The organism is Paenibacillus sp. J22P169, from assembly GCF_059691995.1.
Genome location: NZ_JCAUAO010000001.1, coordinates 3094391 through 3112802, shown reverse-complemented (window position 1 = coordinate 3112802; position 18412 = coordinate 3094391). Strand labels below are relative to the sequence as shown.

The window sequence follows — 18412 nt, the reverse complement described above, 5'->3', positions numbered from 1 at the left end:
TCTTGATCCGCTCATTCAGTGCCGGGTTAACTACCTCTTCATAACACCTGGAAAGAATAACCGCAAATTCCCGCTATGTGCCCACGCATTATTATAAAATTTGAATCTTATATATTAAGCCCCCACAGCCCATATTTCAACCTTCAATTACAATAAAAAGGTCTCCCTTAGATGAAGATTAAGGGTGATCTTTTTATGATAAGAACAACGAAAAAACGGCCCGTGTTTTATTTCGCGGCCGCTTTTTCTCGTTGTTTCTTTGTGTTGGATTAAGGAATTACCATACAAAAGCTGATGTGATGATAACCAAAAGAATAAAAAGAACCAAAATAGCTGCTGCGCTTGTGCCGTAACCCGCACAACTTCCACCATAGCCTACTGCTCCCATGTTTACTCATTCCCCTCTGGTGATTTGTCACTACTGTATAAAATATGTTCGTTAATTAGTGATTGATTGGACATATGAAGCAAATAACGTGTTGGAATAGCAGGCATTCGTAAACGGATACTTCTACAGGTTAGTGACGGCAGCTATGTTGGTGTTGGTGAATTTGTACCACTGGAAGCCAGATATGCATTTTTCAAAATAGCCGAGCAATTAAATCAAACAGAGCTTTTTTCGTTTTCTTTGGAATTTCTCGAGACTGCTACTAAACCCCACTGAAAAATGGGTCTGGACATGTTCACTAAACCAAGCAAAAAGGTCAAGCTCACATATAATAGGGACATCATAAGGAAAAGGGTTGATGCAGATGCCATCTATAATCGGTGCCTCAAAAGTAGTCACTAACTCAGGGACCATAATCAACGGTGAATCGTTAATAATTATGGCGCCAACTCAAATCACTAAATCTTTCAATGGTGCCGGAGCTGGCGGCGTTACTGGTGCCCACGCCATGACGTTATCTTTCTTTAGCGCAACGATAACGTTGATTCTGAGTGGAAATGGAGATTTATCAAAGTATCGAAGAAATTGCTCTGGAACTAGCTAGAAGGGAAGTAAACACGAAAGACGAGACGGCGGCCGGATGGTTGCTGAAGAATAGGAGATCAGTTGTATGTACACATGTCCAATAGCAACTAACGGAAATGTGGCAATGGTCCTAACGTTAAGGCACACGATTTTTGGCCTATGTAACGAAATGGGATATCGACCTCGTGCGGAACCACCCACTTGACCCTATATTGATATTGTCAGCAAGACTCAAAACTCATTGATCACCCTCAGTTGAACAACGAGAAAAAAACGGTCTATATTCGCATCTATTTCGCGATAAGCCCGTTTTTGTTTTTATTATGATGTTGGTTTAAGGAATTACCATACAAAAGCTGATGTGATGATAACCAAAAGAATAAAAAGAACCAAAATAGCTGCTGCGTTGTTACCATAACCTGCACAACTTCCACCATAACCTACTCCTACGCCCATGTAACTCATTCCCCTCAAGTGAATTTTCAATACGGTATAATCATACGTTCGGTACATAACGTTTGATTGGACGTATGTCACTGGGAGGACCGGAAAAGCGCAAACATCCAATATCGGAATCGGGAAGGTCGCACATGGATGCAAGTCCAGAAAAAGGGGAAAGAAAGTCGTGCACCAGTAAAAATTATTATCTAAAGTACGAAAAAACTTTTATTTCATGGATATAATTAAATGCAAATATGAAGTACTACTTCTCAGACCAATATGAGAGTGACCGTTTTGAAGATGTTTCACTTAATCAGTGGATGGCGCTCACACCAAAGTAAATAGTTGAAAAGAACGTACAAGTAGGACTGAATTAAAGAATGCATTAAAAAAAGAAAAACCATTTATAGTAAAAATAATTGTTCCGAAGTAAAAAGAGCCTTCCGTGAACGTTTTAGAGTACATATGCTCCACCAACTGGTGTTAGATTGGGGGATGTGCCAAAGCAATTAATAATTTCACGTGGGATAAAAGCCTTTCTTTTTCCAAATGGATTGAAAGATACACAGATAAATTAATCGCGGCAGCCTGTTTCGCTAAAGGGCAGCATAGTTAAGTGGCGGTTTTAATGATTTCATTATGGGAGCTCCCTTCACAGGGCATTTTCTAAGGGGTCAGTATATATCTCACCAAGTATGCGGGACCTACTGGCCCCAGTGACCGTATGATTTCGTTTGCCCTATGTATAATGCCGGATTAACCATTCCACGAGTTTACCTCCTACATAAACACCCATCACACCCATAACAGCAGAAAATACAGGTGGTGCTGGCAATGGAAGGCGAAACAACTTGAAGATAACACCAACTATCCGCTCCTGCCAGAAAGGGGAGAAAAACTTCTTTCATTTATTTCTCCTTCTTTTTTGCTTTTTTATAGGATTTGTTAATATTTCCCGTTGTATTCGTACGCAAAAAAACGTGATCTACCGAAAGGCTTGCTGCGTGGTAGCCCTTCTTCGCTCAACAAACGGGTAGTTTAGCGTGGCGGCCAACCAACTAAGTGGTTGCTTACTCTCAATTTTTGGAAGGAAAGTTCTATTCTTTCGCGAATTCATTAGACATGCCGAAGTTACGAATTTCGCAAAAAAATCGCGGTAGAGCATGGGAAAGAGCATTTTAGTTTTCTATATCTTCATAGAAAGGTGATTACGCATGAACCAAAGACCGTCAGAAGAAGAATACGCCGGGGACGCCGGCGAGTATATCCGGTTGGTGCCGGAAGGCAACATCATCGACATTCTGCTCGCCCAGGAAAAGCAAATGACCGAGCTGCTGGCATCGTTGATCGAAAGCCAGAGCGCCTATCGGTATGCGGAAGGAAAATGGACGCTGAAAGAAGTCGTGGGCCACATCGCAGACAGTGAACGCGTCATGACCTACCGCCTGCTCCGATTTGCAAGAGGGGATCAGACGCCTCTGCCCGGTTTCGACCAGGAATTGTTCATTCCTCCTTTCGGAAGCTGGACAACCGCGCAATTGGCCGAAGACTACCGGGCCGTACGGCAATCGACGATCACACTGCTGCGCGGGTTACCGACGGAGGCGTGGTCCCGCAAGGGCACAGCCAACAACGTAAGCATTACGGCGCGCGCCCTCGCTTACGGCATCGCAGGACACGAGCTTCATCACATGGGGGTCATCCGAAATCGTTACTTGAGTTAGTCGTCCTTACTTTATGGTGAACAAATGGGGCTATCAGAAGAAATACTAAATTCTTTTCATCTTAGCGGGGATATTGTGTCATTGAGCGGTGGGCAGAATACATCAGTTAGAGTTAGTAATGCTGTATTAAAACCTGTGGATGATATACAACATTGTGAATGGTTACTGAATATTATTTACAATATAAACCCTCAAGGTTATAGGGTATCAAAGCCTATTAGAAGTAAACATGGTACTTTTGTAAGTAAAGGATGGGCTTGCACTCAGTATGAGGTAGGTAAGGATGTAAAAGGGCGAATAGAAGAAAAACTTCTGGTATCGAAGTTATTTCACCGTGACCTATCTTTCATTGATTTTCGGAACTTCCCTCATACTGATAATCCTTGGTCCAAGGGTCATCGTATAGCATGGCAAATAGATGAATTGCCAGGGGATTTACCGAGAGAGTCACAAGAAATTATAAAAAGATTACTAAGTAGGGTAAGCCTAAAAGAGCAATATAAGGTGCAGATTGTTCATAGCGATTTGTCGGGAAATATTCTTTTTGACCATGTATTGAGTCCTTTAGTAATTGATTTTTCTCCAACAATTGCTCCAGTAGAATATGCAGAAGCCATTTTAGTTTGTGATTGTATAGCATGGCAAGGAAGCTATATTTCTGAGATAAATCTGCTTCTAGATAATGAACTATATAAAGAAATGATTATTCGAGCAATCATTTTCCGGTTATCTGTTTCCGCTATATTTTCAAAAGGTGATTATCTTAAATTTTGCCAAGAGTATCAGGCATTCAAATCTATAATAGAGTATATAAAGTAGCATTCAACTAATGAACTAACGAGAAACGATAGTTGAGGAGCTTGCCTTCGCGGCAGCGCTTCCTCTTTTGTTTGTTAAAGTATTGGGCAGTTGAGTTGAAGAAGGAAACTAGATATTGAAAAACGAATAGCTTTGAAAAGATGGATATATCCAACTTGAGGTGAGGACGAATTTTAAGTAATAAAAAGATTTATTGGATAGGTGGTTCGTCTTGTGCTGGTAAAAGTACATTAGCTAAGATGTATGCAAAAAGTATGGTATGGAGTTATTTTCTTGTGATGAACATTTTTATGGGCACTTAGAAAAAATCTCGGCTAATGAACAACCTGCAATGTAAAAATTTCTACGATGAATCCGAATGAAGCGTTTTATACTAGGGAAATTGAAGAACAGTTGAGAGTATATATCAAATCATTTATTGAAGACTTTTCATTTGTATTGAAGGATCTTGCAAATAAGCATGACATACCAATTATTGTAGAAAGTAATCAATTATTACCATCATTGGTTTTACCTCATCTAGAAGAAAATCATAAAGCAATCTGGATCATTCCTACTGAAAGTTTTCAAAAGGAGTATTATAAGAAAAGGGATTGGTTAGAAGGTATTTTAAAAAGGACCGAAGACCCTGTTGTTGCTTTTAATAATTGGATGTCGAGAGATGCTTTGTTTGCTGAATTTGTTTATCAGGAAGCAATTGATTTAAATTTTAACGTTTTAAAAGTCGATGGCAGTAAAAGTATACAGGAAAGCTTTGAATTTATTGAAAGTTACTTTGGCACCCAACTCATTAAGCTAACGGTGAACGAGAGTTCAATAACTGGCAGCTGACCCTAATGGTACGGCTGCCTTTAAAACGGGCAGGATAATGCAACTATTGCTATTAATATAACGTCTAATTTATGAATAGGGTTAGAGGTAATAGTGATTCAATAGGAGCTGTGTAGATGTAATTATGAAAAAAATCATGTGGTTTTTGCTTATCTTCATGGTTGTTTGCTTGATAGGGGTTCTTATCTTACAAAGAGAAGCAAAGCAGAAAGTTTACTCTCATTTGGGAGCTGGGAAATATGAAATTAAAAACTCAAGATTGGTGTTTACTGAATATGGTTTACATTGGAGAGTTACTGTAAGTGAAACTAGACTAAATGAACACTTAGAATTTACTGATGATGTTACGTTTTTACGAAAAAACATATAGAACACAGTAAATAAAAAAAACAATCGAATTTCATTGAGCTAACGGAAAACTATAGATTAATCATTACTTGACGGCAGCTGACAAACGATCGGTTGCCGTTTTTCGTTCAAGTAACGGGCAGATATGTTGAATTGCTCCCTATGAACCAGTTACATGAAAACTGGGATATATTAAAAATTAAGAAGAGGGATTCAGGCTGATCATTACGAATTTTTAAATGAAAAGTAGTTTGATTGTGCTTGTTTTTTATAGGAGGTTAACAATGCTAAGGATTTGCTTCGTACAAAATTTAAACGATCAAGTTTCGCTCCGTGCAAAGTCTAATCTATAAACAACGGCGGTTGTTTGTATGGAGCAAAGATAAGTTACCGCCCTTAACTTCATGAATGCTGTTTATTTGTTTATAGAATAGACCTTGCTACCTTAAAATCATCAATAAATTTTAAGGAGTAGAGCTATTATGAAATATGTAAATGCTGAGACCATCTTTCCACAAGAATTAATAAAAGAAATACAGAAATACACACATGGTGGAATGATATATATCCCTAACCCTAAAGGATTGCATAAAAAATGGGGCGAGAATTCAGGGAGCAGGAAATATTTGAAAGATCGTAATAAAGAGATATGCGAAAAATTTGCAACTGGCTATTCTATTGATCAATTATCTGATCTATTCTATCTTTCCTGCTACAGTATAAAGAAAATAATTTATTCAAAAAAATAAAGAAATTTTGGTCACATCGGATTATTCTGATGTGATTTTTTTTTGTAATATTTAATTTCTAATTGTTTAGTATACATTTTATAACCGTGAACCTTGATACAATAATATTAATTTCAAGTATGGGGGAGCCAAATGAATAAACATATTGAAATAATTAAAGATAGTTGGAACGAATGGTCCGAAACATGGTATCAAAGATATAGAGATGAAGATGCTATATCAAAGATAATTAAAGCTCCTGAATCAGCATTTCATCAAACAACATTTTCGATGATAAAAGAAGTATTGCAGAATTTACAAGACAAAAGAATATGTGTTCCTTCAAGTGGTGACAATCATGCTGTATTCGCTTTTCATTTGATGGGGGCAAAAGTAACGTCATGTGATATTTCTGAAAAACAATTGGAAAACAGTTCTGATATAGCTTGTAAACATGGTTGGGATATTGAATTTATATGCGATGATACAATGAAGTTAAGTAAAATAAAAAGTAGCGAATATGATTTTGTATATACTTCAAATGGTGTCCATGTATGGATCAATGATTTAAATTCCATGTACAATAATATCCATAGAATACTTAAAACAAGTGGTTCATATATCATGTTTGATATCCACCCGTTTATGCGTCCGTTTGGTATTAAAGCTACAAAGAAAATAAATGCAGTAAAACCGTATAATTCAACAGGACCTTTCGGAGAAGTACCAACTTTTAAATGGCGTTTACAAGACATAATGAATGCTATGATTACATCAGGGCTAGACATAAATCATATTGAAGAAATGTTTGCTGAAGATGGTTCATTTTGGGTTGATGAATCAAAAGAAGATGTAGATTCATTGACACAGCAAGAGCTTGATGAGTTTTGCAATTGGCAATTAAACCCGTTGGCAGCTCTTCCTCAATGGCTATCGTTACATGCTACTAAATAAGCATAGTTCTACTCGGAGAACTATTGTTGAGGGCTCGCTTCGCGGAGGCTCATCTTTTGTTTATTAGAGTAACGGGTAGAATAACGGACTGCATTAACACCCATACAACAAATCCAGAGGAAACGATTAAGCATAGTAACAAATCTATGATTAAATTTTCCAATGAAATTAAAAATGCTTGTATTAAGAATGGCATCAGAACATTTGAAAGAACACCTAACAAGAGTATTGAAGATCAATTTAAATTAGTTAGTGAACATTTTGGATTTTAGATGACTGATCCATCTCTCCTTTGGGATGGAAAACGAGAGTTCAATCATAACAAGAAAAGGCAGCCGTCTAATTGAACGGCTGCCTTTACTCAACTAACGGGCAGTATAGTTGTTTTTTTATCATCTTTATATCATCTTCATTTTATCTGCCACTGAGTGGGGACGATAAACAAAAGTTGAAGCACGATAGCCGCAAAAAAAATGTATAGAAGCAGGATATCCATTGTCCCCTTCCCTTCGGCTGTGATATCGCCATTACTTTCACGGTAAGAATATTTTATCAGATCTAGTGGAGGTTAGCCAACAAATCGATCCTGTTGAACTAACGGGTAACGTTAGTTCAGCGATCCTGGAGCAGTTTGCCGACGCGGTAATTGCTCCTTTTTTCATTAAGCTAAAGGGCAGGTTAGCGTCATGGCAATGTAGAAGTAGTGAAGAAATTGAACCAAAGTTAAGCTTGAGATTTTTACAATATTGCCAATAAAGAAAAACATGGAGGACTACTCTTCACTATTAATGTCTGGCCAACAAATAAGTGGTAAACAGAGGGGTCACAGTTGCAGGAGCTGATAGGAAACCATGTGTCAAAGATTGGAGATATTGGCGCTAATGTTGTCTTATTAATCACTCCGACGGATGTGCAGTTCAGCCAAGATGATAAAAATCTGGCAGATGATTACCACAATATGTTTTATGATATTGAATATATAAAATCTACTTTTTGGATTGATAAATAGAGTTCGGTTGAATCGAACCAAGTAAAAGCGAGAGTCGACAATTGGTTGGATCGGTTCTTCCCTGAGAACATACAAGTTTTCAAGGTTTGGGAAGCTTAGTTTGATCAGTGAAGGAACTCAGCCGATATTGCAGCACAATACGCTATCGAGGAACGGTAGTTGAATCGTAATGGAGCAGATCGCCGCGGCCGTAGCTGCTCCCTTTTCATTAAACTAAAGGGCAGTAGAGCGTGGTAGGAGTTTTTGCTCCATCGACCATACTATTAGAGAAATTTTACACAGACTACCCTTAAATTACCAAGCATGCTTCGAAATATTAGGTGTATGTAAACAACAAATTGGAAGGATGAGAAACTGCTCCATTTAATTACAGACAAGCTTTAATATTAACCTAAATAGTAGGAGTTGAAACCATTGGCAAAATTCATTTCTTTTGAAGAACAATTTGAAACTTTGAGTTCATTAGGCGTTACCCTTTGTAATGGATTATCCAAAGAAGATTTGATGAATAAATTCGAGATGGAACGATATGAAGAAAGACCATATAGAACATTATTAGTAGCAATGGGAAGCAACAAATATACAAATGGTACTTTTACTCCATATTCAAATAATATATGGTATTTTGATACTAAGTGTATTTTGAATCACGGGGACTATATTAAGATTTCAAATAGACTATGTAGTTTAACAGAAGACTTGTTAAGACTTGAAGAAGTTGAAGATTATGTGGATATTGAAGAAGAAAAAGCTTGGCTTAGATTTAAACATAATGGTGTCGAATATCATTGGGACTTTCAAGTTGATAGGGCTTGGGTGGATGTAAATGTATTTGTTAAATTTTACGAACTGCTAAAAACTGTTGACACGACAATCAGTTTTACATATTTAGATTTAGGAGGACAAGATTTATTGATTGGCTGTTGTTCTGAAGAGAATTTATTGAAAATAATCGAAACTACAGGCTTGGAGTTTAAATGGTTAGTGACAGAATAATAAAGTAATAAAGGCATCATCATACGATGGTGTTTTTTGTATTCCCGACATATTCGCCACAGGCTTGGTTGTAGACTAGGAAAATAAGTATAAGATTGGTCGGGACATTAAGCTAACGAAAAACGATAGTTCAATAAGTACATAAAACAGGCTACCGCAGAATTTAATCTCGGTAGCTTATTCCGCTAACGGGCAGATTACTTCAATAGAAACCATACAGGAGTCACGAAATCCCCCTCGAATTAGTAACTAAATAATATTCCTTTTGAGCGGAGGGAACGTTTTGAAGGTTCGAAGTGGTGTAAAAGGCATTGTAATTAAAAATAATAGTTTGTTAACCATCAAGAAACATGACGATAAATTCGAAGCTGATTATACTTTACCAGGTGGCGGTCAAGAACATGGTGAAAATTTAGTTGAAGCCCTTCAGAGAGAATTTCTAGAGGAAGTAGGATGCCTTATAAAAGTAAAGCAATTTGTGTTTCTTAGGGAGTACATTGGTAAGAATCATCATGGGAACAATTTGATAGACCCAAAAACTCATGTGGTGGACCACATTTTTATTTGTGAAATAGTGGATGAGCATAATATCGGAAATGGGATTGCCCCAGATGAGGACTACATTGGGATTGAGTGGATTCCAGTAACAAGTCTTAATGAATTTAGGTTTTTCCCAAAAGGATTGATTAAAAACATAATTGAGATTGCAAATGGTGAAATACCACATGGATGCTATACAGGAGATATAAATTAAACCACTTTCTTCATCTACCCATCATCAAGGAGGCGCTGTACGTAAGAGTCCGTTGCTCCATATTAAGCTGGTGAAGCCAACGACTACCGGTAGGACTACCCGGTTTCCTTGATCGCATAGCGAGAACAAATTCTTCGCAAACATGTATTGGAGGAACCGCCAGAAGTAAGGTACAATCGGAGCAAGATAAAGATTTCCTTATAATGGGAGTGGGTTGCGGATGAAATACAGCTATTGTCCAAAGTGTGGGGGTACCCTGCGACTTAACGAGAACAAGGAGCAATCGAAGCCCGTCTGCAGCGTATGCGGATTTGTGTTTTACCAGAATCCAACGGCGGGCGTAGCTATGATTCTCATTCAAAACGGCAAGGTATTGCTTGGCCGAAAGCGGGGGCGCTACAGCGGGCAATGGTGTGTGCCATGCGGTTATGTGGAGTGGGGAGAGGATGTGTATGAGGCGGCAAAGCGTGAAATGATGGAGGAGACTGGGCTGCGCATAGAGCTTACCTCTCTCTATACCGTCAGTTCCCTTTATGGCGAGCCGTACGTAGGCACTGAATGGTATAATCCCGAGCAACAGAGCGTCATGATCTGGTTTCTGGCCAAAGAGACCGGCGGGGAGCTTCGTGCGGGAGACGACATCGACCAAGTAGCTTATTTCTCTTACGAGGAGCTCCCCAGAATCGCTTTTCCCGCACATGAAGTCGTGATTCACAAATTGCTGGAGGAGCAGCTCATAAGCTAGCCATCCCTACAGCCGCCCGTTTGATCGCTTGTGTCAAGAATGATAAGCTCATAACTAGCAAACGCTGTATTATCCATATTATCGTCTCATTAATAGGCAATGTTATTTCATAATGAATTACTCATAGCCCAGATTACGCTAACGGGAAACTATAGCTTAATAACAATATGAAAAGGCAGCCGGTCCAGGTGGATTGGTTGCCTTTTCTCAAGTAACGGTCAGGATAACGAACTATGATGGGGGACAAAACGTCTAAGAGTAAGAAAATCCCAGAGGGGGCAATTTTGTCAATGAAAAAGCTTACTATTGGAGTAATCCTACTCTTTATTCTTTTTATAAGTGACTTAATAAACGTTAGATGGAGCGGCGAAGTAATCCGTAAATCTGCAGTCGGGGGAGATATAACAGGGGCAATATGCAAGAAGTAAGACATAATTTTCAATATCATAACGACGGTGTTTAGCACGCATAAGTTTAACTAATTTCAAATCAATTTTTAAGCTAACGGAGAACGATAGCTGATAGCGATTAACTTCAATTATTTGTCTGAAGTACTTTTGGAGAAGTAACAGTAAGCATTTGACTGCGGTATTGGTATTTCGGAAGTTGAATGTCAGGAATCGTGGCAGGTTCGCTTATGTGGATGTAGTTTAATTGTGATTTTAGCTTCTTTTTAGGAGCAATCGTGCTTCCTTTTTATGGAGCATTTGTATGACTTGAAGACGCTCCCAACTAGAGCTAACATACAACAAACTCAATAACTGGGAGGACTTTACTTATGAAAATAGAACCGTATCAGTGAGCTTTGACTGGGGAACGGTGATCGGGTCTGGATATATTTGATCGTTGCCTAGGTGAAGTTGATAATGAATAATATCTATGATATATTCTTATCTTGGTTTGTTCAATAAACAAAGAAAGTTACTCGTTTTCAAAAATACATCATGGCTGGAGGAATATAATTGATAATATGACAGGTATTTTAAATAAGAAATTGAGGTAATTTTTTTTATTTTATTTACAAAATATTTAAGCGAATTTGTAAAAATGTAAGGGCTTTTATTCTGTTTCGTAAACAGACTTTTGCTTTGATATGACTTAAAAAGGATTTTAGAAATGTCAGCTAGCGAAAAGGAGTATTCATAATGAGTGATAACACACAGAATGTTCAGCAAGATGAGTATCGCAAGCTCAATCTTACTGAACGTATTGGCTACGGTTTTGGAGACTTTGCTCAAAATCTTGTCTTTGGTACAGTCGGAGGCTTCCTTGCCCTCTATTTGACGACTGTCAATGCTATCGGTACAGTAACAGCAGGATTTATCTTCCTCTTTGTCCGTATCATCAATGTTATTTGGGATCCAATGGTCGGGACCTTTATCGATAAACGCTCATCAAGAGCAGGTAAATATCGTCCTTGGTTACTTCGTGCAGGCATTCCGCTGATTATCTTGGCTGCGCTGCTGTTTGCGCCCATTCCTGGTGTCCGTGGCTCTGTCGCCTTTGTCTTCATCACTTATTTGTTGCTTGACTTGGTGTATTCCGTCGTCAATATTCCTTACGGCTCGCTGAACGCCTCATTGACCCGTAACCCTGACTCTGTTGACCAACTCACAACGACTCGTATGATGCTTGCAAACGGTGCAAATCTTCTCGTTTATACATTGTTCCCCATGTTTGTTCAAATGGTGGCACCAAAAGACCGTTCACTCAAAGACACCGGTCTGTTTGGATTAAAACTTAATATGGGGACTTATACTGACCCTTCTGCAGATCATGCCTGGTTTAACGTTTATGCGGTTTATATGGTTATTGGTGCCGTAGCGCTTTTCCTTTGCTACAAGCTCACGAAAGAACGCGTTGTCGCCAATGCTGAACAATCGGCACAAGTTAAAGTCTATGATTTCTTTGTTGAATTTAAGAATAATAAACCATTGGTCATTTTAGGAATTTTCTTCATGTTGGCATTTACATTTATGTTTTTCATGAATACGGTTAATGGATTCTTTAACCAATATACCGTCAATCACTCGGACTGGATGGGTGCTGTGGGACTGATTGCCTCAATTCCTGGTATCGCTTTTACAGTATTCTGGCCAAAACTCAAGAAAATCTTCGGTAAAAAAGGCTTCTTCCATTTCTTCCTCGGTATGTTTGTTGTCGGCGAAATACTGACTTGGATTTGGAGTCTTAATGGTATGCACGATCAACTTTGGTTGGCTTATGTTTCAACTTTCATCAAGCAATGGGGCTTGACTTCAGCAACTGGTTTCATGTGGGCACTTGTTCCTGAAGTTGTCTCTTATGGCGAACTAAAGTCTGGTAAACGTAATGCTGCTATTATCAACGCTATTATGGGGCTGTTCTTCAAGATTGGCTTCACGCTTGGGGGTGCCATTCCACTTTGGTTCCTTGCCGCTCATGGATTTAATGGAAATGCTGAGCACCAAACAGCTAATGCCCTTTCAGGGATTAATATGACTGCTATTTGGATACCTGCTGTTCTTGCTGTTATTTCTATGATTGTGATGCAACTCTATCCACTGACGGATAAAGACGTTGACAGTATCAATAAACAACTCGACGCAAAACGCGCTGAAATGAAAGCAACAGAAGCATAAAGATACTCTTATCGCGGCCAACAATAGGTTTAGTAAAGTAATCTTATAAGTATTGTTTTATTAGAGATGATGTCTCTGATTGGTCATTTGCTAGATGTAGAATAGAAGAATAGCTTTGCTTGAATTCGGCAGGTGCTGGTCAACGGTATCTGCTATTTTGTATGCAACTGAGATAGGGACAGCGTGTTTCGCCGAAGTCAATTAGACCGTAATACCGCTTCAAAACCAGTTTGTCATCCAACATTTATGCTAACTAAGAAATTAGCTTTAACACTACTATTAGTAGGGGTTATATCGGTAAATATTATGGGATGTTCTTCTACATCGAACAACATGAACAACTTGTTCTTAGAAGTTCATGTTTAAAATAAAAGCACAGAATACATTAACGTAAATCATATTGTAAATGTGCAACCTAACGGTGCTAGTGCAAGTATTCTTATGGACACATCAGACGGAATGTGTCAGCAGAATATAAAACATTTTCTTAGTGCTTAAATTAAGATTGGGCTCCTATTAAAGCATTACATGCTACGCTCGTAGGTTCTTTAATTAGTAATTGGAAATGGAATATAATGTGGAGGACGTAGCCCAAGCGAAGGCGCGGGGGCCTCCTTTTTTTATTGAACTTTCGGGCAGATTACTACATAGGCTTTTGCCTATTTTTCAATCCTTTAATTAGGCAACCGCATAGGATAAAAGGTGAAAATGAAATCATTGGAGGAACATGAATTGTACCATAATTCGTACTATCACTATCAATGGCAAAATCCTATGCATTGCAACTGGAATAACCTCAGATGGAACTATAATTGGTATCCTCATTATTACAATTGGAACAATACCAACTGGAATCGTTATGAAAACATTAAATTAACAGATTATGGACCAAGACCATTTGTAGTGAATATTGACCAAGAAACTAAGCAAAACGATAATTACCGAACCACTTTATGGACAGGGAAACACTATCAAGTGACCCTAATGAGTATTAATGTGGGAGATGACATTGGTTTAGAAGTTCATCCCACAACGGACCAATTCATACGTATTGAAGAAGGTCAGGGCTTCGTTCAAATGGGTGATAGTAAAGATAATTTGGATTTTCAAGAAATGGTCTTTGATGATTATGCAATTATGATACCTGCTGGAAAATGGCACAATGTAACTAATACAGGTAATAAACAACTTAAAATTTACGTTATCTATGCACCACCTCAGCATCCATATGGTACGGTACATGAAACCAAAGCAATTGCAATGGGTTCTGAAGAAAAGCACTAAATTTATGGTCAAACGTACTTTAGGCGCTTAGATATGTGAAGTAACATATCAGAGGAATCGCAGATCTAGTTGTTGCTATGCATCCTGTGGTGATTTATTTAACTCAGCCGAGTGTGCGGGAGCAAAAGGGTTGGATTTCTTCCATCCATCCAAGACCTCTCTTCGCGTCTGAACAAAATATTAGGTTTATGGAAAACCGCAAGCGGATCGAATAGGTTAAAGTTAGATAAAGTACCTATAATAAGGAATGAATTTACCGAAATGTGACTACTTAATTTAAGATTAAAGCCCAACAAACCCGATCGTAGTGAAATTAAGAATATACTGCTCATATTATGGCAAAATAATAAAAACAATAAGGAGAGATTCCCTTGAAAAGAACGATAGCTGATTCCATCGTGGAATCCCTTCTGAACGCCGGCGTTAAGCGAATTTACGGCATTATCGGCGATTCGCTTAATGCCTTGCTCGATGCGATCCGTCGTTCCGGAAAAATAGAATGGATCCATGTCCGCCACGAAGAGGTTGCAGCGTTCGCGGCTGGCGCGGATGCCACCCTCAGCGGAGGAATCGCCGTTTGTGCGGGTAGCAGCGGACCTGGTAATTTACATCTCATTAACGGATTGTACGATTGCCATAGAAACCGGGTGCCAGTACTTGCGATTGCCGCTCATATTCCGAGCAGTGAAATTGGCAGCGGCTTTTTTCAAGAGACTCGTCCGGACATGTTGTTTCAGGAATGCAGCTTCTTTTGTGAAGTCGTAACCGGACCGAGGCAAATACCTCGAGCGGTTACGATGGCGATGCAAACCGCGACGGCAAGGTCTGGAGTGTCTGTCATAGTTCTTCCTGGCGATGTAGCCGCTTTCGAATACGACGAAAGCCCGGTTCCAGAACACGTCATCCATTCCACCCGGCCAATTATCTGCCCTTCTACAGACGAATTGAAGACGCTTGCCGACTACTTAGACAAAGGCAAGAAGATCACCTTGCTGTGTGGTGCTGGCTGCTCGGGAGCTCATGCTTCGCTCATGAAGCTGTGCGAGAAACTGCAATCCCCGATGGTCATAGCACTGCGAGGAAAAGAATATCTGGAATATGACAACCCGTATTCCGTCGGATTAACCGGTCTCATCGGATATTCATCAGGATACCACGCCATGATGGAATGCGATGTCCTACTCATGCTGGGTACCGATTTTCCATACCGGCAATTTTATCCGCAAGAAGCGACCATCCTTCAGGTTGATTTGGATTCCTCCCGTCTAGGCCGGCGAACGCCGCTCGCATACGGGGTGTGCGGAGACGTAAAGACGACGGTCGACATGCTGTTACCCCTTTTAATGGAACCGCACTCCCCTGATCACCTGCAGCACTTTGCAGCACATTATGCCAAAGTCCGCGAGGAACAGGACAACCTTGCAGCTCCTGGTCGAGCTCCTATTCATCCGCAATTCCTTATGAAGGTAATCAGCGATCTCGCAGATGAGGATGCCGTTTTGACTTGCGATGTTGGTACGCCGACTGTGTGGGCTGCCCGATACTTGAGCATGAATGGAAAAAGAAGGCTACTTGGCTCGTTTAACCACGGGACAATGGCGAACGCCATGCCCCAGGCGATTGGGGCGCAGGTTGCGCAACCGGGACGCCAGGTCATATCGCTGTCTGGGGACGGGGGACTCACTATGCTGCTAGGAGATCTATTGACCCTTCGTCAGCATAAGCTCCCGATCAAGATCGTTGTCTTTAATAATGGCGCGCTTGGATTCGTGGAATTGGAAATGAAAGCAGCTGGCTTTTTAGAATTCGGTACGGAACTCGACAATCCAAACTTTGCGGCACTTGCTCAAGCCATGGGAATCGAAGGAATTCGCGTCGAGGATCCGAATGACTTGGAAAGCGCCGTTCGCCGAGCCCTCGAACATAGCGGTCCGGTAGTGCTGGACGTCGTCGTCAATCGTCAGGAGCTGGCGATGCCGCCGAAAATCAACCTCGAGCAGGCTCGCGGATTTACGATGTGGATGCTGAAAGCCGTTTTGAACGGGCAAGGCAACGAAGTCATCGAACTGGCGAAAACCAATCTCCTTCGGTAATAAATAGGAGCACTTTGGACTCCTACAACTGACTGGTCACACTGCCTTAGTCGCAAGTTTAAAATAGCCCCCATCTGATTGCCAGATGAGGGCTATTTCGCTTACGTTAATACAAATAGAGAATTACAGCCGGTTACATCGCAATTATCTCTAGTATGTATCGGAATTTATTCGATTTGGTGCCTATGTCCGATTAATGAGGTAGAGAACTTTGAGCAATCGGCTCTGGATATGAGTTTGAATCAAAGGAAACAGGAGATAAGCTCATTATTGAATCACAAATGTGGACTGCTAATTTCATTATTTTTAAGATGCCTGTTGAAGTGAGGTTAGAGCATGTAGTATTAAAATGATATGATAGTAAAAAAAGCCCATCTGTCTTTCATAATTGAACTAACGGATAACTTATGTTGAGTTTTAGATACAATTACAGAAAGTCATGATTAGACTGGGGTGACTGATAATGGATAAAACCACTGTCATGGCGTATTTCAGCATTTTCGGAGACAGTTTTCCTGTAAATGAAGTTACGCAATTGCTTGGTATCGAACCATCCGAATCGTATAGCATAGGTGATGTTATAGTTGGACCTAAGAATGATAATCTGATTAGTTCAATCATCCATTATAGAAAGGAATCGTCCTGGGAACTTAGCTCAGACTATCAAGAGTCCTATGATATTAATGACCAGTTGTATTACCTCTTAGATGCACTGGAAAGTAAGGTAGTTGAACTTAACAAAATCCGGGATGAGTACAATGTATCGTTTAAGTTTATGGTGGTAATAAAAATTGAAAATAATGAAAAACCTGCGATGTATTTACATCATAGGTTCATTAGCTTTGCCTATTCAATAAATGCAGACGTGGATTTTGACTTGTACATTTATAGTTAATTGATGATTAAGCTAACGGATAACGAGAGCTCAATAAACAAACAAGTTAAATGAAGCTGCCGCGCGAATGAACGGTAGCTTCATTACGTTAACGAGCAGTATAGCTGAACTTCGGTCTACTTTTATGCGTCTAAATCATGTCTGCCAGCCTTTTGAAGATTTCAGATTTGTGAGGGGAGGGCTCATATGAAATCAATCTCAATCATCATCATGCTAATATTATTTACTACTACTAGTTGTACCTCGTCCAATGAAGAACTAACCTCAAGATTAAAATCGAAGAATCAGGGTGAATATCAAATATATATTGTTGATTTAAATGGTGAACAGATGGGCGATACAGATTTTATGAAAGAAATAAACGCCTTACACCGAAAATATTTAGAGAAAATAAGAAATTTAAGCGTGATGCATACGCCAGAAGTAAAGAAAGCTTTCAACATAGATGATTTTCCGACCATACTTGTTTTCAACACGGAAAAATTAGTTCTTAAGTCAACAAAAATACAGGAATTAAGACAACTTCTCGATAAAGAATATATAACGGAGTAGGTGTGGCTCTCTGATGTTAAAGGTCATCAATTCAACTAACGGAAAACATTGGTGAAATAGCGGTTGCTTCGGCAGCCGTTTTTGTTTTCCACGAACGGGCAGAATAGTCTGGTTAATCCTTACCTAGTTAAAAAGAATAAAGATAACCGCGATTGCGGTTCAGTATATTACTGGGGCCTTTTGCAGGATAATGAAAAACCATCCTCTTATACATATTTCCGAGTGCTTCTTTTCTATGCAGAATAAAGTTATCGTGGTCACACGCCTGGTCTCCCGCAAACAAATACTTATCTCAAAGCATTATTCGGAATATCTTCCTTTTGTATTAATATCCATTCCTTCGTATATGCCCCCTTAGCAAGCACTCTCACATAGGTCTCTTGTAATAATTCTTTGCTTGAAGAGAACGAAATCTTTTTCTTTTCATCCTGCTTTGTGTAGCCAGACAGATTATATCTGTAGCGGTCATATTTTTTCTCATAATTAGCTGGTTCAGTAATTACTGCATAGACATATTCCTCCTTATACAGTGGATTGAATTGATCAAATTCCCGTTTGAATATGACATACATGGCTGAGCAAATAACTAGAACGATAAGCATAATAGAAACTGCTTTTTTCATAAAAATTAACCTCCTTTAAAAA

The 18412-nt window shown here is 39.4% G+C and carries 19 protein-coding genes; 15 read left to right on the top strand and 4 right to left on the bottom strand.

The genetic code is table 11. From position 1 onward, the window contains the following. Window positions 1-277 precede the first annotated feature (277 nt). From AC58QG_RS14200 to AC58QG_RS14190, 3 genes are all read right to left on the bottom strand, one after another. Window positions 278-388: a YjcZ family sporulation protein gene (locus tag AC58QG_RS14200; RefSeq protein ID WP_082595659.1), complete on the bottom strand. Its 111-nt coding sequence runs from the start codon at window positions 386-388 to the stop codon at window positions 278-280. A gap of 927 nt (window positions 389-1315) precedes the next feature. Continuing rightward, window positions 1316-1429 carry a YjcZ family sporulation protein gene (locus AC58QG_RS14195; RefSeq protein WP_497362663.1) on the bottom strand — a complete coding sequence of 38 codons (114 nt, stop codon included), beginning with the start codon at window positions 1427-1429 and terminating at the stop codon, window positions 1316-1318. Between the two features lie 724 nt (window positions 1430-2153). Further along, window positions 2154-2249 carry a XapX domain-containing protein gene (locus AC58QG_RS14190; RefSeq protein ID WP_497362662.1) on the bottom strand — a complete coding sequence of 32 codons (96 nt, stop codon included), beginning with the start codon at window positions 2247-2249 and terminating at the stop codon, window positions 2154-2156. A 379-nt stretch (window positions 2250-2628) separates the two neighbouring features. Between AC58QG_RS14190 and AC58QG_RS14185 the strand changes: the two genes are divergently transcribed. The 15 genes from AC58QG_RS14185 to AC58QG_RS14115 all read left to right on the top strand — a co-directional run bounded on the left by AC58QG_RS14185 (window position 2629) and on the right by AC58QG_RS14115 (window position 17767). Further along, window positions 2629-3138 (top strand): DinB family protein, encoded by a 510-nt coding sequence (locus AC58QG_RS14185; protein WP_497362661.1) that lies wholly within the window; start codon window positions 2629-2631, stop codon window positions 3136-3138. A gap of 24 nt (window positions 3139-3162) precedes the next feature. Continuing rightward, on the top strand, window positions 3163-3957 hold the full coding sequence (locus tag AC58QG_RS14180) for a hypothetical protein (RefSeq protein WP_497362660.1): 795 nt from the start codon (window positions 3163-3165) through the stop codon (window positions 3955-3957). A 348-nt stretch (window positions 3958-4305) separates the two neighbouring features. Further along, entirely contained in the window at window positions 4306-4788 is a 483-nt protein-coding gene (locus AC58QG_RS14175) for a hypothetical protein (protein ID WP_497362659.1), read from the top strand. Window positions 4789-4912: 124 nt separating this feature from the next. Continuing rightward, on the top strand, window positions 4913-5158 hold the full coding sequence (locus AC58QG_RS14170) for a hypothetical protein (RefSeq protein ID WP_497362658.1): 246 nt from the start codon (window positions 4913-4915) through the stop codon (window positions 5156-5158). Between the two features lie 460 nt (window positions 5159-5618). Next, window positions 5619-5885 carry a CD3324 family protein gene (locus AC58QG_RS14165; RefSeq protein WP_497362657.1) on the top strand — a complete coding sequence of 89 codons (267 nt, stop codon included), beginning with the start codon at window positions 5619-5621 and terminating at the stop codon, window positions 5883-5885. Window positions 5886-6017: 132 nt separating this feature from the next. Next, entirely contained in the window at window positions 6018-6818 is an 801-nt protein-coding gene (locus AC58QG_RS14160) for a class I SAM-dependent methyltransferase (protein WP_497362656.1), read from the top strand. Window positions 6819-7671: 853 nt separating this feature from the next. After that, window positions 7672-7827, top strand: a complete 156-nt coding sequence (locus tag AC58QG_RS14155; protein ID WP_497362655.1) for a hypothetical protein — start codon at window positions 7672-7674, stop codon at window positions 7825-7827. 414 nt (window positions 7828-8241) lie between these two features. Then, on the top strand, window positions 8242-8823 hold the full coding sequence (locus AC58QG_RS14150) for a hypothetical protein (RefSeq protein WP_497362654.1): 582 nt from the start codon (window positions 8242-8244) through the stop codon (window positions 8821-8823). Window positions 8824-9106: 283 nt separating this feature from the next. Beyond that, window positions 9107-9577, top strand: coding sequence for an NUDIX domain-containing protein (locus tag AC58QG_RS14145; RefSeq protein ID WP_497362653.1), 471 nt, complete (start codon window positions 9107-9109; stop codon window positions 9575-9577). Window positions 9578-9797: 220 nt separating this feature from the next. Next, window positions 9798-10322, top strand: a complete 525-nt coding sequence (locus AC58QG_RS14140; protein ID WP_497362652.1) for an NUDIX hydrolase — start codon at window positions 9798-9800, stop codon at window positions 10320-10322. 1145 nt (window positions 10323-11467) lie between these two features. Next, window positions 11468-12943 carry an MFS transporter gene (locus tag AC58QG_RS14135; protein ID WP_497362651.1) on the top strand — a complete coding sequence of 492 codons (1476 nt, stop codon included), beginning with the start codon at window positions 11468-11470 and terminating at the stop codon, window positions 12941-12943. A gap of 774 nt (window positions 12944-13717) precedes the next feature. After that, on the top strand, window positions 13718-14227 hold the full coding sequence (locus tag AC58QG_RS14130) for a cupin domain-containing protein (RefSeq protein ID WP_497362857.1): 510 nt from the start codon (window positions 13718-13720) through the stop codon (window positions 14225-14227). A 371-nt stretch (window positions 14228-14598) separates the two neighbouring features. Further along, window positions 14599-16320 (top strand): ubiquinone-dependent pyruvate dehydrogenase, encoded by a 1722-nt coding sequence (poxB, locus tag AC58QG_RS14125; RefSeq protein WP_497362650.1) that lies wholly within the window; start codon window positions 14599-14601, stop codon window positions 16318-16320. A gap of 481 nt (window positions 16321-16801) precedes the next feature. Then, window positions 16802-17215 carry a DUF4279 domain-containing protein gene (locus AC58QG_RS14120; RefSeq protein ID WP_436239502.1) on the top strand — a complete coding sequence of 138 codons (414 nt, stop codon included), beginning with the start codon at window positions 16802-16804 and terminating at the stop codon, window positions 17213-17215. Window positions 17216-17401: 186 nt separating this feature from the next. Further along, window positions 17402-17767, top strand: coding sequence for a hypothetical protein (locus tag AC58QG_RS14115; RefSeq protein ID WP_497362649.1), 366 nt, complete (start codon window positions 17402-17404; stop codon window positions 17765-17767). Window positions 17768-18054: 287 nt separating this feature from the next. Here the strand turns inward: AC58QG_RS14115 and AC58QG_RS14110 are convergent, their stop codons facing one another. Beyond that, the gene (locus tag AC58QG_RS14110) at window positions 18055-18390 is read right to left on the bottom strand and encodes a YxeA family protein (protein WP_497362648.1); all 336 of its coding nucleotides are present in this window, start codon (window positions 18388-18390) and stop codon (window positions 18055-18057) included. Between the last annotated feature and the right edge of the window lie 22 nt (window positions 18391-18412).